Source organism: Vreelandella populi (assembly GCF_003989825.1).
Classification (GTDB): Bacteria; Pseudomonadota; Gammaproteobacteria; order Pseudomonadales; family Halomonadaceae; genus Vreelandella; species Vreelandella populi.
Genome location: NZ_RZHE01000006.1, coordinates 387,270 through 402,446 on the forward strand (window position 1 = coordinate 387,270; position 15,177 = coordinate 402,446).

Annotated in this window: 12 protein-coding genes; 5 read left to right on the top strand and 7 right to left on the bottom strand. The window is 51.2% G+C overall.

The window, feature by feature from the left end; genetic code table 11:
* Nucleotides 1-264: 264 nt before the first annotated feature.
* Together ELY25_RS06795 and ELY25_RS06800 are read left to right on the top strand one after the other, a co-directional pair.
* Nucleotides 265-2,463: a sensor histidine kinase gene (locus tag ELY25_RS06795; RefSeq protein WP_126950522.1), complete on the top strand. Its 2,199-nt coding sequence runs from the start codon at nucleotides 265-267 to the stop codon at nucleotides 2,461-2,463.
* Nucleotides 2,464-2,465: 2 nt separating this feature from the next.
* Nucleotides 2,466-3,596, top strand: a complete 1,131-nt coding sequence (locus ELY25_RS06800) for a response regulator (protein ID WP_126950523.1) — start codon at nucleotides 2,466-2,468, stop codon at nucleotides 3,594-3,596.
* A 155-nt stretch (nucleotides 3,597-3,751) separates the two neighbouring features.
* Here the strand turns inward: ELY25_RS06800 and guaA are convergent, their stop codons facing one another.
* Both guaA and guaB read right to left on the bottom strand, forming a co-directional pair.
* Nucleotides 3,752-5,329, bottom strand: coding sequence for a glutamine-hydrolyzing GMP synthase (gene guaA / locus ELY25_RS06805; protein WP_126950524.1), 1,578 nt, complete (start codon nucleotides 5,327-5,329; stop codon nucleotides 3,752-3,754).
* Nucleotides 5,330-5,423: 94 nt separating this feature from the next.
* Complete coding sequence (gene guaB, locus ELY25_RS06810; RefSeq protein ID WP_126950525.1) at nucleotides 5,424-6,893, bottom strand: IMP dehydrogenase; 1,470 nt, start codon at nucleotides 6,891-6,893, stop codon at nucleotides 5,424-5,426.
* A gap of 173 nt (nucleotides 6,894-7,066) precedes the next feature.
* Between guaB and ELY25_RS06815 the strand changes: the two genes are divergently transcribed.
* Complete coding sequence (locus ELY25_RS06815; RefSeq protein WP_126950526.1) at nucleotides 7,067-7,657, top strand: DsbA family oxidoreductase; 591 nt, start codon at nucleotides 7,067-7,069, stop codon at nucleotides 7,655-7,657.
* Between the two features lie 4 nt (nucleotides 7,658-7,661).
* Entirely contained in the window at nucleotides 7,662-8,999 is a 1,338-nt protein-coding gene (gene xseA / locus ELY25_RS06820; RefSeq protein ID WP_126950527.1) for an exodeoxyribonuclease VII large subunit, read from the top strand.
* A gap of 22 nt (nucleotides 9,000-9,021) precedes the next feature.
* Here the strand turns inward: xseA and ELY25_RS06825 are convergent, their stop codons facing one another.
* Together ELY25_RS06825 and ELY25_RS06830 are read right to left on the bottom strand one after the other, a co-directional pair.
* The gene (locus ELY25_RS06825; protein WP_126950528.1) at nucleotides 9,022-9,591 is read right to left on the bottom strand and encodes a carboxymuconolactone decarboxylase family protein; all 570 of its coding nucleotides are present in this window, start codon (nucleotides 9,589-9,591) and stop codon (nucleotides 9,022-9,024) included.
* A gap of 40 nt (nucleotides 9,592-9,631) precedes the next feature.
* Entirely contained in the window at nucleotides 9,632-10,957 is a 1,326-nt protein-coding gene (locus ELY25_RS06830; RefSeq protein ID WP_126950529.1) for an aspartate aminotransferase family protein, read from the bottom strand.
* 196 nt (nucleotides 10,958-11,153) lie between these two features.
* On the opposite strand from ELY25_RS06830, the gene ELY25_RS06835 reads away from it, so the two are divergent.
* On the top strand, nucleotides 11,154-12,041 hold the full coding sequence (locus tag ELY25_RS06835) for a MurR/RpiR family transcriptional regulator (protein ID WP_126950530.1): 888 nt from the start codon (nucleotides 11,154-11,156) through the stop codon (nucleotides 12,039-12,041).
* A gap of 168 nt (nucleotides 12,042-12,209) precedes the next feature.
* On the opposite strand, the gene ELY25_RS06840 is transcribed toward ELY25_RS06835, so the two are convergent.
* The 3 genes from ELY25_RS06840 to ELY25_RS17780 all read right to left on the bottom strand — a co-directional run bounded on the left by ELY25_RS06840 (nucleotide 12,210) and on the right by ELY25_RS17780 (nucleotide 14,734).
* Nucleotides 12,210-13,391, bottom strand: coding sequence for a DUF3618 domain-containing protein (locus ELY25_RS06840; RefSeq protein ID WP_126950531.1), 1,182 nt, complete (start codon nucleotides 13,389-13,391; stop codon nucleotides 12,210-12,212).
* Nucleotides 13,388-13,843 carry a phage holin family protein gene (locus ELY25_RS06845; protein ID WP_126950532.1) on the bottom strand — a complete coding sequence of 152 codons (456 nt, stop codon included), beginning with the start codon at nucleotides 13,841-13,843 and terminating at the stop codon, nucleotides 13,388-13,390. The genes ELY25_RS06840 and ELY25_RS06845 overlap by 4 nt, the downstream gene beginning before the upstream one ends.
* Nucleotides 13,844-13,969: 126 nt before the next feature.
* On the bottom strand, nucleotides 13,970-14,734 hold the full coding sequence (locus ELY25_RS17780) for a hypothetical protein (protein WP_185859239.1): 765 nt from the start codon (nucleotides 14,732-14,734) through the stop codon (nucleotides 13,970-13,972).
* Nucleotides 14,735-15,177: the final 443 nt, after the last annotated feature.

Consider the following 15,177-nt stretch of genomic DNA (forward strand, 5'->3'; position numbering starts at 1 on the left):
GATTGAACTGAACTCTGATACCACGTTCAACACAAAAATATATTTTTACATAATCTTAATTTTTAAGAGATTCGAAATAAATTAAAATCAAATCAAAACCCTAATTAAAGGCACTGAATAAAACCATACATTAATCATTACGAAGCACTAAATAAATTTTTTAAAATGCAAAATTAGGCATTGATAAGGAAGGGTTTTTATAGGTATATTCAAGCTAAATTTGCATCGTCGCGGCAATAGCGAGTTTCTTACTGGAGAACCATAATGAATAATTCTGTATTCAGGCCCAGAGCTAGAATCATGAAAACTCTAGGTGAAGAGCTGATCAGCAGCGATAGTGTAGCTTTGATTGAGCTAGTAAAAAATGCATATGATGCAGATGCAAGCGATGTTCTAATTAAATTTACTGGCCCGTTAGATGAGGGCACAGGAAAATTAGAAGTTATAGACAATGGACGGGGAATGTCATTTGATGTTGTCAGCAGAGCCTGGATGGAGCCTGCTACCCCAAGTAAGGTCAAAGCGAAAGAAACCGATAGCGGGCGTAGAGTTTTAGGAGAAAAAGGTATTGGCCGTTTTGCTACATCTAGGCTCGCATCAATGCTGGAATTAACTAGTCAAAAAGCAGATAGGCAACAGGAAGTATCAGCGTTATTTGACTGGACTCAGTTTGATGATGATAAAAAATACCTAGACGAGATCGAAGTATATATAGAGGAACGGCCGCCATCTATAACTTTTGAAACTGAGGGATTAAATTTACTACCTTTAAATAGCTTTCTAAAAAGTTTAAAAAAAAATCATGGCACAATTTTAGCCATGACAGGCATGAAAAGGAAATGGACAAACTCAAATTTCGATGAGATTCGTCGTGGCCTCTCTCGTTTAGTTTCTCCTTTTGAAGATATGCCAAGTTTTAATATCAAGATTACTGCACCTGATGGTTTTGAGCAGTATTCAATGGAAATACAACCCCCAGAGATTATAAAGTATCCACACTATACTGTAGAAGGTGTCGTAAAAAGCAACGGAAGTTATTCATTAACTTATACTTCAGTAGCTGATGGCCTTCCAATAAAAGCTGAAGGTTTACTTGTACTACATCCTAAATCCGGCTGGGTTATGAGAGATGGTATTAAAGCGGAAGACTTTCAAGAAAATTATTCCCCGCCTGAGTGCGGAGAACTAAACATTAAGCTTAGAGTTTGGGATAGAGATGAATTAGGTAATGTAAAACAAAAAGTTGGTGGAACTATATCTAGCATCCGAAAAGATTTAGATAATTTTGCAGGCATTAATATATATCGAGATGGGTTTCGTGTTATGCCTTACGGTGAGCCAAATAATGATTGGTTAAGGCTTGATATAAGACGTGTACAAAAACCTACTTACAGGCTTTCAAATAACCAGATACTTGGTTATGTATCGATTACGGCAGGTTCAAATCCAGAATTGAAAGATCAGTCTAATAGAGAAGGTTTAAGAGAAAACCAAGCATATTCTGACTTGAAGGATATTATGAAATGCTTACTCTCACGTTTGGAAGATATTCGATATAAATCACGTAAGAAAACTTCTGAAAAAGAAACTGATCACTCTAGCGCTAGGCAAGGAGGGCTTTTTGGCGATCTTGATCTCAGCAAGCTAAGAGATCACATATCTCAAAACAACCCTAGTGACAAGCAAGCAAAAATAATTGTAGATAATATCGAACAGGATTTTTCCCAAAGAATGGAGGGAGTCAAGAAAATTGTATCACGATATAGTGGCTTAGCAACTTTAGGAAAACTTGTTGACGCTGTTCTTCATGAAGGGCGCCAGCCCCTAGCTGTTATTACCGGTCAGTCTAAATTAGCACAAGAAGATCTTGAAGACTTTAGTTATATGAAACACAAAGAACTTCTTGTTCCCTATGAGCGCCTTAACACAATAAAAGGTCAAGCAGCTTCTCTTAATCAAATATTTAAAAGGATAGAGCCGTTTGGAGGAAGAAAGGTAGGTCGCCCATCACAGTTATATTTGGAAAACGTTATTAATGACGCTTTTAAAATCCTTTATAGCAAATTAAAAGACGCATCTATAGCGTATGAAATATCTAATACTGAAACATTAGTTAGGGTTGACCCTCAGGAAATACAGCAAATAATAATCAACCTCATAGATAATAGTATCTATTGGTTACAATTTACTCCCAAAATTTCTAGAAAAATATCTGTTATTTTACGTCGTGTGGAAAACATTGGTGTTGAAATATTATTTTCCGACAGCGGCCCTGGCGTTCCAGAAGATGATAAAGACACTATTTTTGATGCTTATTATTCAACAAGAGAGGATGGCGCAGGTTTGGGATTATCTATTATAGGAGAGATGGTTTCTAACTATTATAGCGGCTCACTAGAACTCGTTAATGGTGGTCCATTGCCAGGGGCTACTTTTAGAATAATGCTTTGCAAAAGGGTTTAAAAATGAACTGGAATTTCTTAATTATTGATGATCAGGAACAGTTAGCTCAACAAACTGCTGACATAGTTTCCAGCCAACGAACTCTGAAAGGGGTAAATGGTCTCGAAGATGGGCAAATAATAAGTTGCGAAATTGTCTCAGATTTTGAAGAAGCAAAGATAAAAATTCGAACTTCAAAATATGATTTAGCAATCATCGACCTTAGAGATGAGGCGTCTAATAATGATATTAAGGGAAAAGAAATACTGGAGAGTTTACGAAAAGAGCAATTTATCCCTGTAATATTTTATTCTGGGTTCGCACATAAGGTAGAAAACTTACGCACCCCTTTTGTTCAAGTTTTAGCAAAAGGAGATGATGATGCGGATTTATTAAGAGAAGCTGTAAAAAGTATTTTTAATACACGGCTCCCTCATTTGGTAAGACATATACAAGAAAAACAAAGAGAATATCTATGGGATCATGTTCAAAACCACTGGAGCAATACTGATGAGCTTAAAGAAGATGGAGAATTAGCCTATCTTTTAGCACGGCGATTATCAAGCTCGCTGACTGCCGAGTCAATTAGAGGTTTTTTGAACCCTGATCAAGAAGTACCTAGGATCGTTCATCCTGTTGAATATTATATTTGGCCATCATTGGAAGGAAATATTTCTTTAGGGGACATTTATAAAAAAGACAAAACCAGCGACTATTATTTAGTAATAAATCCCGCTTGCGATCTGGACCAAGGCAAAACCGAAAGCGCTCTTTTTGTTAAATGCCTTCCAATTGAGGGGTTTTCTGAGTTCTCAGATGTATCGCAAAGCAAGAAAACTGGTAGTGAAATATCTAAGTCTAAAAAGAAGCAATTAAGAAGCCTTGTCTGTGATAATAGAAAATCTCAACCTGAGCGATACAAATATATACCTGGAACATCTTTCATGCCTCACTTAATAGCAGATTTTCAGCATTTAAGCCAAGAGCCTATTGCGAGAATTACCGAAGCTGATAACTATGAGAGAGTTGCAACGCTAGATAGCCCTTTTGCTGAAGCGATACAAGCCCGATTTGCACGATACTATAGTCGTTTTGGAGTTCCAGATTTAGATTTTGATAACGTAACAGATGCATTGATTTCAAAAATAAATTAGAAATATATTAAATATACTATTCTGAGCGGATTATTTGATCCGCTCAGAAAAACCAACTTTCATTAACTTATTAAAATTTATTTTAATATCCTTAAAATATAACAAAAGTCACCTAGTTTCGGTGACTTAAGCTAATCATGCAAGGTTATTAAACCTCACTCCCACTCAATCGTAGCCGGCGGCTTACTACTCACATCATAAGTCACCCGCGAAACCCCACCCAGCTCATTGATAATCCGATTGGAAACGGTCTCCAGCAGCTCATAGGGCAGGTGCGCCCAGCGGGCGGTCATGAAGTCGATGGTTTCTACCGCGCGGATGGCGATGACCCACTCGTAGCGGCGGCCGTCGCCGACAACGCCTACCGATTTCACCGGCAGGAACACGGCAAACGCCTGGCTGGTTTTTTCGTACCAGCCGGCGGCGCGCAGCTCTTCGATGAAGATGGCGTCGGCTTCACGCAGAATGTCGGCGTACTCTTTCTTCACTTCGCCCAGAATCCGCACGCCCAGGCCCGGCCCCGGGAAGGGGTGGCGGTACACCATGTCGTAGGGCAAGCCGAGTTCCAGGCCGAGCTTGCGCACTTCGTCCTTGAACAGCTCACGCAGCGGCTCGACCAGCTTGAGCTTCATGGTTTCTGGCAGGCCGCCCACGTTGTGGTGGGATTTGATCACGTGGGATTTGCCGGTCTTGCTGGCGGCGGATTCGATCACGTCCGGGTAAATGGTGCCCTGGGCCAGGAAATCGACGCCATCGATCTTGCTGGCCTCAATATCGAACACGTCAATAAACGTGTTGCCGATGATCTTGCGCTTGGCTTCCGGGTCTTTCTCGCCTGCAAGCTTGCTCAGGAACAGGTCTTCAGCGTCTACACGGATGACCTTAACGCCCATGTGCTTGGCGAAGGTTTCCATCACCTGGTCGCCTTCGTCTTTACGCAGCAGGCCGTTATCCACGAATACGCAGGTCAGCTGGTCGCCAATCGCTTTGTGCAAAAGCGCGGCTACGACTGAAGAGTCCACACCACCGGAAAGGCCGAGCAGTACATGGCGGTCGCCTACCTGCTCGCGTACGCGCTGTACCTGGTCTTCGATGATTTGCGCAGGCGTCCAGAGTTTTTCGGCTTTACAAATATCCAGCACGAAGTGCTCAAGCATCCGCTGGCCTTGCAGGGTGTGGGTCACTTCGGGGTGGAACTGTACGCCGTAGAACTGCTTCTCTTCCCAGACCATAGCGGCAATCGGACAGCTGGGTGTGGAGGCTGTCACGGTGAACTCGGCAGGCGCTTTGGCTACCTTGTCGCCGTGGCTCATCCATACGTCCAGCAGGGCTTTGCCGGTGTTGGCGTCTACGTGGTCTTTGATGTCTTTGAACAGCGCGTTTTCAGCGTCGATGCTGATTTGCGCGTAGCCAAACTCGCTCTTGTTGGAGCCTTCTACCTTACCGCCCAGCTGCTCGGCCATAGTTTGCATGCCGTAGCAAACGCCAAACACGGGCAGGTTCATTTCGAACACGCACTGAGGCGCACGCGGGGAATCCAGCTCGGTCACGGATTCCGGGCCGCCGGCCAGGATGATGCCATTGGGGTTGTACTCGCGGATCTCTTCTTCGGTGATATCGAAGGCGCGAACCTCGGAAAATACGCCAATCTCGCGTACCCGGCGGGCGATCAGCTGCGTGTACTGTGAGCCGAAGTCGAGAATCAGGATTTTATGGGAGTGGATATCATTCATGGCGGTATCTCGATTGAGCCGTATGAAGGCTACTAGTAAGGCTAAAAAGCAAGCGGCGGGGCAAAGCCCGCCGCCATTCAACTAAAAGCGCTGGTTAGCTCACCCGGTAGTTGGGAGCTTCTTTGGTGATCTGCACGTCGTGAACGTGGGATTCGTTAAAGCCAGCACCGGTAATCTGGACGAATTCCGGCTTGGTGCGCATTTCCTGAATATCGCGGCAGCCGGTGTAGCCCATGGAGGCGCGCAGCCCGCCCATCATCTGGTGAACGATGGCGCTCATCATGCCTTTGTAAGGTACGCGGCCTTCGATACCTTCGGGTACCAGCTTCTCGGCACCGGCATCTTTATCCTGGAAGTAGCGGTCGGCGCTGCCCTGGTTCTGCGCCATGGCACCCATAGAGCCCATGCCGCGGTAAGCTTTGTAAGTACGCCCTTGGAACAGTTCGACTTCGCCCGGCGCTTCTTCGGTACCGGCCAGCAGGCCGCCTACCATCACCGCACTGGCGCCAGCGGCAATTGCCTTGGCCAGGTCGCCGGAGAAGCGTACGCCACCGTCAGCAATCAATGGAATGTCGTACTCTTTAAGCGCGGCGGCCACGTTGGAAACCGCGGTGATTTGCGGCACGCCAACGCCTGCCACGATGCGCGTGGTGCAGATGGAACCCGGGCCAATGCCTACTTTCACGCCATCGGCACCCGCTTCGGCCAATGCCTTGGCCGCAGCACCGGTGGCGATGTTGCCGCCGATCACCTGAATGTCCGGGAAGTGCTCTTTGATCCAGCTAACACGGTCGATCACGCCTTGGGAATGGCCGTGGGCGGTATCGACGATGATCACGTCAACACCTGCTTCAGCCAGCGCAGTAACACGGTCTGGAGTTTCCGGGCCGGTACCCACGGCGGCGCCGACTAACAGGCGGCCGTCGCTGTCTTTAGCGGCCATCGGGTAGGTGCGGGCTTTTTCGATATCCTGGAAGGTCACCAGGCCACGCAGGTGAAAGGCGTCATCGACAATCAGCATTTTCTCGATGCGGTGTTCGCGCATCTTGGCTTTGCTGGTTTCAAGATCAGTGCCTTCTTTAACGGTAACCAGCCGATCACGGGGGGTCATGATATCGGCCACGCTGTCGCCTACATTGGGCTGGAAGCGCATGTCACGCTCGGTCACGATACCTACTAGGGTTTCGCCTTCAACCACTGGGAAGCCGGAGAAACCGTATTCTTTCGCCATGGCGAGAAGGTCTTCAAGCTTGGCCTTGGGGCTAACCGTAACAGGGTCTTTTACAATGACGCTTTCGTGCTTTTTGACCTTGCGGACTTCGGCAGCCTGCTGGGTCATGGTCATGTTCTTGTGGATGATGCCGATGCCGCCTTCCTGAGCCATCGCAATCGCCAGACGCGCTTCGGTCACGGTGTCCATGGCAGCAGAAACGAGCGGAATATTAAGCGAGAGATTACGGGTCAGGCGGGTTTTTAGACTGACATCCTTGGGGAGGACATCGGAGAAGCCAGGAACGAGGAGTACGTCATCGAACGTAAGCGCTTCTTGGGCCATACGTAGCATAGCGGCAACACCCAATTTGATGTGGGAAGAAGGGGCGTGAAAAGTTAATCCCCCATTATAGCGTTTTGAGGGGTGCCCCAGCAATGCAGTCAGGTTATTGTGCTTATACCAATTGCTAATGACGTATTCTGGTAGGCTGAGGACTGAATATTTTTGACGTGGAGGACGTTCCGTTGCCTCAGGAAATAATTGTCTATACCGATTACGTTTGCCCCTTCTGTTTACTGGCGGAAGAGGCAATCGTTCAGGCAACCGAAGGCCTGGATGTGAAAATTCGCTGGCGGCCCTTTGAGCTGCGCCCTGCCCCGGTGCCCACGTTAAAGGTGGAAGACCCTTACTTGCCCCAAGTGTGGCGCGAGTCGGTGTATCCTATGGCAGAAAAATTGGGCGTGCCTATAAAGCTGCCCAATATCTCCCCGCAGCCGCGTACCGATAAAGCCTTTGAAGTGTTCGCCATGGCCGAAGAACATGGCTTGGGCCATGCCTATTCGATGGCCGCATTAAAGGCATTCTTCCAGCAGGAGCGCGATATCGGCGACCCTGAAGTACTGGCGGATATCGGTGAGTCGGTGGGCTTGGAGCGCCAGGTGGTGCTTGATGCGCTCGCTCAAGGCCGTTACCGCGAACAGCACCAGACGGCTCAGCGTCACGCGGTGGAAGAGGCGCGCATCCAGTCGGTGCCTACGTTGATCATCGACGGCGAAGAGATTCAAGGCGTGCCCGATCCCGCCGCTCTCAAACGCTATCTCATGGAGCGCGCTTAACCTTATGGCTACTTCCTCCCAGGCCCTTTCCGTCAGCGAACTCAACAAACAGGCCCGCCAGGCGCTTGAGCGCGATGTGGGCGAGGTTTGGGTGGAAGGCGAGCTTTCCAATGTTTCCCGCCCGGCGTCGGGGCATATCTACTTCACGCTCAAAGATGACCGCGCCCAGGTGCGCTGCGCACTGTTTCGCCAGCGGGCGCGCTTTGTATCCGCCCCCATGCGCGATGGCGATCAGGTAAAACTGCGTGGGCGGGTATCGCTGTTTGAGCCACGCGGCGACTACCAACTGATTGCCGAGGCCGTGCAGGCGGCAGGCTTGGGCGAGCTGCTGGCTGCGTTTGAACGCCTCAAAGCCCAGTTGGATGCCGAGGGCGTGTTTGCCAATACGCGCCCCCTGCCCTTTCCGCCGCGCAAGATTCTGATTTTAAGCTCGGCCACCGGCGCGGCCATTCGCGATGTGCTGGCGGTATTGGCGGCGCGCTGGCCCTTGGCGGATGTCACGCTAATCCCGGTGCCGGTGCAGGGTGTGGAAGCCGCACCCGCGATGATCGCCTCCCTTGGGCTACTCAACCGCCAAGCAAGGCTGGACCCTGAACGGGATGTGGTGTTGATTACCCGGGGCGGCGGCAGCCTGGAAGATTTGTGGTCATTTAATAACGAACACCTGGCGCGGGCGATTTTTCATTCACGCCTGCCGGTAATGTCAGCGGTGGGCCATGAGGTGGATGTCACGCTGGCCGATTTCGCCGCCGATGTTCGTGCCCCTACTCCGTCGGCCGCCGCCGAGCGCCTGGTGCCGGATCAACACGCCTTGAAGCGTCAGCTGGCCGACCAGCAAAGCCGCCTGCACCGCGCCATGCAGCGGCGGCTAGAGCGTGATAGCCAACAGCTGGATAGCCTGCGCGCACGGCTCAGGCATCCCGGCGAGCAGTTAAACCGCCAGCGCCAGCACGTGACGACACTCGCCCAGCGCTTAACCCGCGCCATGCAGCAAACGCTTACTCAGCAGCAAACACGGGTAACGCAACTGGGCAGGCGCTTGGCGAGCCAGGACATGGCGCGCCTGCACCGCGCAGAAAGCGAACGGATTAGCCAGCTGCACCGCCGTTTGGAAAACGCCATGCAGCGCCAGCTTCAACGCCAGCAAGCCCGCTTAACCAGCGCCGCGCGGGAGCTAAACGCCATCAGCCCGCTGGCCGTGCTGGGCCGGGGCTACGCCATTGCCCAGGATGACAAGGGCCAGGTCGTGCGCCGCGCCGAGGAGACCCAGCCAGGCCAGAAGCTCTCGCTGCGCTTGGGTGAAGGCAGGCTGAGTATCGAGGTAAAGCGGCGTTTCAAGTAGCGTTGCTCAAGACCTTCGCTTGCTACGCTGGCGGCGTTATTGAAAACAGCTTTGGATTCGACCGAGCCTCTGCTTGAATAGCCTTATCAATCGGTGTGTCATAGGTCTTGAGTAAATATCCCAGCACCGAATAGAAGCCGACCATGGCAATCAGGTCGATCACGGCCTCACGCCCAATCGCCTCAGCCAGCGCTTCTTCCTGGTGGCTTGCCAGCATACGCTTGTCGAGCAACGCATCCACCGCGTTAACAATCAGGCCATCAACACCGTCAATTGCTTCAGGCACACCGCGAATAGCGTCAATTCGCGCCTCGGAAAACCCTAGCGCCAGCGCACGGCTAACATGGTGCGCCCACTCATAGGCAGATCCCAGGCGAAAGCCTGCACGCAGAATCACTACCTCGGTTAATTCGGGGCCCAGAGCATTATCCTTCACTACGTGCTGCCGCAACGGGGCCCAGGCGTTCAGCAGGGTCGGGTGATGTGCCATGGTGCGGTACACGTTCAATGCGCCCGCAAAACCTTCGCGTAACTCTGCAAACTCTTCTGGCCAATCGGCGTCGGTCATCGGCGGGCAGGGAGACTGCTTCATCTTGGCATTTCCTCTTGTATTATTTGGCTATCGCGTCAGGTTATTCAGTTATTGCGGCGTCAATCGACTGGGTAATCCGTTCAATAAGGAGATCAATTTCGTCCGCCTGGATGGTATACGGCGGGGCGAGCAGCACATGATCGCCATATACGCCATCAATGGTACCGCCCATTGGATAGCTGATCAGGCCTCGTGCCATTGCCTGGCGTTTGATCTTGGCGTGAATTTTCTGAGCGGGATCAAACGGCGTTTTTTGCTCCCGGTCTGCCACCAGTTCAATGCCACGAAACAATCCCCTTCCCCGAATATCGCCCACATAAGGTGATGCGCCCAGCGCCGCTTCAAGGCCGCTTTGTAAGCGTGCGCCCATGGCGTTGACGTTGGCCAGCGTTTCAGGCCGCGCGATAATCTCGACGACCTTGTTGGCAGCGGCCGCTGCAACGGGGTGGCCAAGGTACGTATGCCCATGCTGAAAAAGGCCAGAGCCGTTGGCGAAGCTATCAAATATAGCGGAGGACAACATCACAGCCCCAATCGGCTGGTAGCCTCCCCCCAGGCCTTTGGCCACGGTGAGAATATCAGGCGTTATGCTGTCCTGCTCGCAGGCGAACATAGTGCCTGTGCGCCCCATGCCGCACATGACTTCATCGAGAAGCAGCAGAACGCCATGCTGATCACAGATTTTACGCACCCGTTTGAAGTAATCAGCCTCAGAAGCCACCGCACCCAGCGTGGCTCCCACCACGGGTTCGGCCACAAACGCCATGACGCTTTCAGGGCCCAGCTCGATAATCTTGGCCTCAAGCTCATCGGCAAGCCTTGCAGCGTACGCTTCTGGGGATTCGTCGCTTCCCTTGTCACGGTAGGCATAGCAAGGCGAAACATGATGCGTTTGGGGCAAAAGTGGTTGGAACTGCTGTCGGCGCATGGCGTTGCCCCCGGTGGCAAGCGCACCCAGGGTATTGCCGTGGTAACTCTGGCGCCTGGCGATAATATGCCGCCGCTCCGGCCTGCCGGTTTCCACGAAATACTGGCGAGCCATTTTTAACGCGGCCTCTACCGCTTCTGAACCGCCGGATACCAGGTAGACGTAATCCAAGCCGTCGGGCGCCAGATTCACCAGCTTCTCAGCCAGCTCCTCGGCGGCATCCGTGGTGAAAAATCCTGTATGGGCGTAGCAGAGGTTATCAATTTGGGCACGCATGGCCGCCAGCACTTCAGGGTGAGCGTGCCCCACACTCGTCACTGCCGCCCCGCCAGAGCCATCCAGGTAACGGCGCCCTTCGGTATCAGTGATATAGACGCCTTGCGCTGATGCCGCATGCGGCAACGGCTGGCCAATGCTGCGATGAAGAATATGAGCCATGTACCTTTCCTCTTCCAGACGCTCTTTTCAAACGCAAGAGTGGCACGACCTTACCTTTCAATGCAACATAACAATCATAAATTTAAATATTAAAACAAATGGATCATTGTTTTGTTTAAAAACTCCCGATTACACTCATGCGCTGTTGCACCGATTCATTCCTTCAGGCGCATGTTGTATAGAGAGGCACTCCCCTATGTCACAGAGCGATCCGCTAAGAGAGCAGATCATTGCTCAGTTCGATGGCATGTCAGCACAGCTGCAACAGGCAGCGCGCTACGTACTTGAGCATCCAGAAGAAGTGGCATTGGTATCCATGCGGGAATTGGCACGCCTGGCTGGGGTTCAGCCGGCGACCATGACGCGGCTGGCCAAGGTGCTGGGCTTTCAAGGCTACAATGACATTCGTACCCACTACGCGGAAACGGTGCGTAGGGGAAACGACGGTTTCGCTGCCAAGGTACGCCAACGAGATGTTGAGGCGGCTAGCACCCCGGGAAGTGATATCGCCTATCACATGCTGCACGGGCTGAGCGCCCAGATTGCAGCGCTCTGTGAGCCCGAGCCGCTACATCGCTTGACCGCCATGGCTAACAGGTTGGCGGCGGCTAAAAAAGTCTATGTCCTGGGGTTACGCTCAAGCCATGTGGTGGCTTGGCATTTTCATTACGTCATGTCGCTGTTGGGCGAGCGTTCGGTTCATCTTGACGGCCCTGCCGGCACGGGCGGCGATGCCTTGATTCGTGCCAAGCCTGATGAGGTAGTGCTGGTCATATCCATCAAACCCTACGCGTTAGATACGCTGACGCTTGCGCAGCTGGCAAAAGATAAAGGCTTGGCTATTCTCTCGATTACCGATAGCGAGGTATCACCGCTGGCGGGGATTTCCGACCATACAATTTATTGCGCCACAGAAAGCTACAGCTTCTTTCATACGCTGGCCCCTGCCCTTGCCGTCTCGGAAGTGCTCTGCACTTTGCTGGCCGAGCTTGACCGCCCTACAGCACTGAAAGCACTCCAGCACGCTGATGATCACCTCTTACATCTTAAAACCTACTCAAATACGCTCCCCCGACGAGAGTGAACGGCACCGCTCTGGCTAGACTTTTGAACATGGCAGGACGTAGATCAGGCCTTTAGATGTAAGCTCTGGATCAGCAGGTGCACCCCATAAAAAAGTACCCGGCCGGGGCCGGGCACTGCGCTTCAATATAAGAACTTAACATCAAGACTTAACGCTTGTGTTTAGCGCTTACGGGGCTTTGTTGGTGCCTGAGCCCTGAGTATTGCCGGAAGGCGTGTTCGAACTTGCCAGGCCCGGCGATTTATTACCCGCTGGAGGGTTCGCTACGGGGTTGGTGCTTGAGCTAACGCCCGATGCTGAATTATGGCCCGTTGGCGAGGTGCCGGAATGATTGCTCGACTCGCTACCAGACGTTGATGACTGTTTTCCGCCGGAAGACGATTTCTGGTCATGGTCATGCGAATCTTCTTTCATATGCTCCGCCTTTTCATGAATCGTATGCTGGGCTTTATCCACCTGCTCTTGGCCCGCTTCTGCAGCCATATGCATGGCGCGGTCGCGATATTCACCCAGGTACTCATCTTCTTTACGCGTGGTGGGGAACAGGCTTGCCAGGGCTGCGCCCAGAGCAATTCCTAAAGCGCCTACCACCAGCGGGTGTTCCTGAATAAAGTCAGATGAGCTGCTGCCCATATGGCGAGCCCGGTCAGACATATTGTGCAGGTGATCCTGCGTGCCGTGCTGAAGGTGGGATGTAGAATCGCGCATGCTTCCTCCCATATGCTGTGCCTTATCGCCAAGTTGATGCGCTTTGTCACTTAACTGATGCGCGACATCTTTGGCTTTTTCGCTAAAATTCTGGGCTTTATCTTTCGCCCCCTCTTTCATACTGCTCATGCGGCCTTGGTTTTCACCTTGATGGCCCGATGCGCTGCTATAACTGGAGGGGCCGCTATAGGTGGATGTACTACTGTTGGCCTTGGTCCCTTCATGCACAGGGATACCCGGCGTACCAGGCGTACCATGAGAACCGCTGTAGCCAGTAGCCGCATGTTCATCCGAATAACGGTTCTGAGACATGCGCTTCTGGCTCTGCCCCTGATTGGGGTTACGCTGAGCCATCATTAGCCAGCCCAAACCTGCGGTAGTCACCAAGAACGGTACCGGGTTTTGCTTGATGGTGTTACCCAGATTAGAGACAAACTCATTGGCACCGCCATGACGTATATAGTCATAGGACGTGTTCAGCAGCTGCTGAGGAGAGAACCGATCCTCAATTTCGTGCAGCGTGGAGTCGAGGCGCTCACGCGAACGATGAATATCCTTTTCAATCTCTTCGGTACTGCGATGATCCTGATGATCACTGTGAGTACGGTCACTGTGCTTATGATCGTGATCGTGGTCGCTCATTTTAACTCCTCCTTGACGTTATTCTGATGCTCCTTGGCGAGCTCCTTATCGGTCTGTAGGCTATGCAAGGTGCGATTAGGCACTAAGTTACGCGCCTGAAGCTTGGCAAGGCCACCTTTGAGCATCACGATGCCAATGATCGTTACCACCACGCCCACAATGATGGCAGACAGCCAAGGCGTCATATCAGGTGGCAGCACCTCATTGAGCACAAAGACCAGTGCCGCAAGTAGTGTGAGAAAGCCGCCCAGCAGAACCGCACCCGCTATCGCAATGGCAGCCAGAGCCATCATGACGTCATGTGTTTTTTCCGACATTTCCGCCTTGGCAAGCTGAGCTTCGTTGCGTACCAGCGATGTGATTTCCTGCATCACCGTTGATAGCAGCGAACCAACCGACGCGCCTTGAGTAGAACCCGGCTGTGACGATGTCGTTTTATGATCTGAATCCATTCTTAGCCTCCCTTACCCTATGCAGGGTCTGTGTCTCTATTAAGAGCTGCTAACCACTTTGAACCTTAAATACCAAGGCTATTAGGCTAACAGCGTCTGGAGCCATTACTTACCTTGCATGCCTGTCTATATACGACCAGGCCCGCCGGGCTTGTTCACTGAACCCGTACTACTTCCTGGCGTGTTAGAAGTACCAGATGTATTGGAAGTACCGGGCGCATTGGAGGTGCCGGGCGTAGGTGATGTGGTGACACCTAATGAGGTAGCGCCTGGCTGTGAAGAACCTGGATGCGCGGTAGGATCCTGGGAGGCGCCGGGCGACGAGCCGTGCATGATGCCGTCTGACGGGTTGCCGGGCGTGGGCGATGCATGGTTTGAATAAGCGCCAGATGACTGGTGCGACTGGTTGCCAGATGACTGAGAATGCTGGCTGGATGAGTGCGAATGCTGACCGGAGCTGCGTAGAAAACGGGTTAGTAAAAAGCCCGCAGCAATCGCCCCGCCAAAGAATAGCGCCGGCTCACGGCGGCTATAGCTTTGCGCTTCCTGACATAGGCTTTTCAGGTCTTTATCGCGTAGCTTGTTAGAGAAACGGTCAGCCGTATCAGCAAGCTTTCTCGCCTGTTGGGAGAAATAGGGCTGTTCCTGGCTGTCGAATTCATCGGCCATCTTATTAATGGCGTTGGTAAACTTGTTTGTCTGCTCGGCGGCGGTGTCGCGCTGCCGATTAAAAAGGCTTTCCGCCTGATGCTGAGCCGCTTCGCTGACATCGTGTACGGTGTCCCGACCTTGCTGCTTGAGTGAATCAGCAGAGGGGGAACTCGAATGTGACGTGCCAGTGTTCGGCGTTGATGAAGAACCTGGGTCAGCCTGTTTTCCATGATCAATCATTTGTCATCTCCTCCTTGGCGTCTCATCTGTGACTGCATTAATAGATGCGAATTAAAGATGAAACAAAACGAACTTGACCGCTAAAGCAATAAACGCATTTAAAGATAAATAATCGATTATCTTGAATGACGTTTAATATAAATCGCTATTTCAATATAGTGCCCTTACCTACCCTGTCAATTTATGCTCACTTGCTATAGCGAGTTGCAGAAACATTTAATCAAAATCAACCATTTTTAATTAACATATATCAAACACCTTAATGATTCCCCCATACGTGGCGGAAAACGTCGTAAAACACGGCCAACCAAGCGCCATCTGCTATGAATTGCATACTTAAACTATATGGCTCCTTCCTGCCATTGTTTAGTTTTATTGCCATGCTTATTAAAGAATAATTAATAAAAGCAGTCTCTAAAACGAACCCCTTAAACACTGGGTAA

Excerpts from the sequence above, each read along its gene's own strand:
- ELY25_RS06795 (WP_126950522.1), top strand. The coding sequence starts at position 265 with ATGAATAATTCTGTATTCAGGCCCAGAGCTAGAATCATGAAAACTCTA.
- ELY25_RS06800 (WP_126950523.1), top strand. The coding sequence starts at position 2,466 with ATGAACTGGAATTTCTTAATTATTGATGATCAGGAACAGTTAGCTCAA.
- guaA (WP_126950524.1), bottom strand. The coding sequence starts at position 5,329 with ATGAATGATATCCACTCCCATAAAATCCTGATTCTCGACTTCGGCTCA.
- guaB (WP_126950525.1), bottom strand. The coding sequence starts at position 6,893 with ATGCTACGTATGGCCCAAGAAGCGCTTACGTTCGATGACGTACTCCTC.
- xseA (WP_126950527.1), top strand. The coding sequence starts at position 7,662 with ATGGCTACTTCCTCCCAGGCCCTTTCCGTCAGCGAACTCAACAAACAG.
- ELY25_RS06825 (WP_126950528.1), bottom strand. The coding sequence starts at position 9,591 with ATGAAGCAGTCTCCCTGCCCGCCGATGACCGACGCCGATTGGCCAGAA.
- ELY25_RS06830 (WP_126950529.1), bottom strand. The coding sequence starts at position 10,957 with ATGGCTCATATTCTTCATCGCAGCATTGGCCAGCCGTTGCCGCATGCG.
- ELY25_RS06835 (WP_126950530.1), top strand. The coding sequence starts at position 11,154 with ATGTCACAGAGCGATCCGCTAAGAGAGCAGATCATTGCTCAGTTCGAT.
- ELY25_RS06840 (WP_126950531.1), bottom strand. The coding sequence starts at position 13,391 with ATGAGCGACCACGATCACGATCATAAGCACAGTGACCGTACTCACAGT.
- ELY25_RS06845 (WP_126950532.1), bottom strand. The coding sequence starts at position 13,843 with ATGGATTCAGATCATAAAACGACATCGTCACAGCCGGGTTCTACTCAA.
- ELY25_RS17780 (WP_185859239.1), bottom strand. The coding sequence starts at position 14,734 with ATGATTGATCATGGAAAACAGGCTGACCCAGGTTCTTCATCAACGCCG.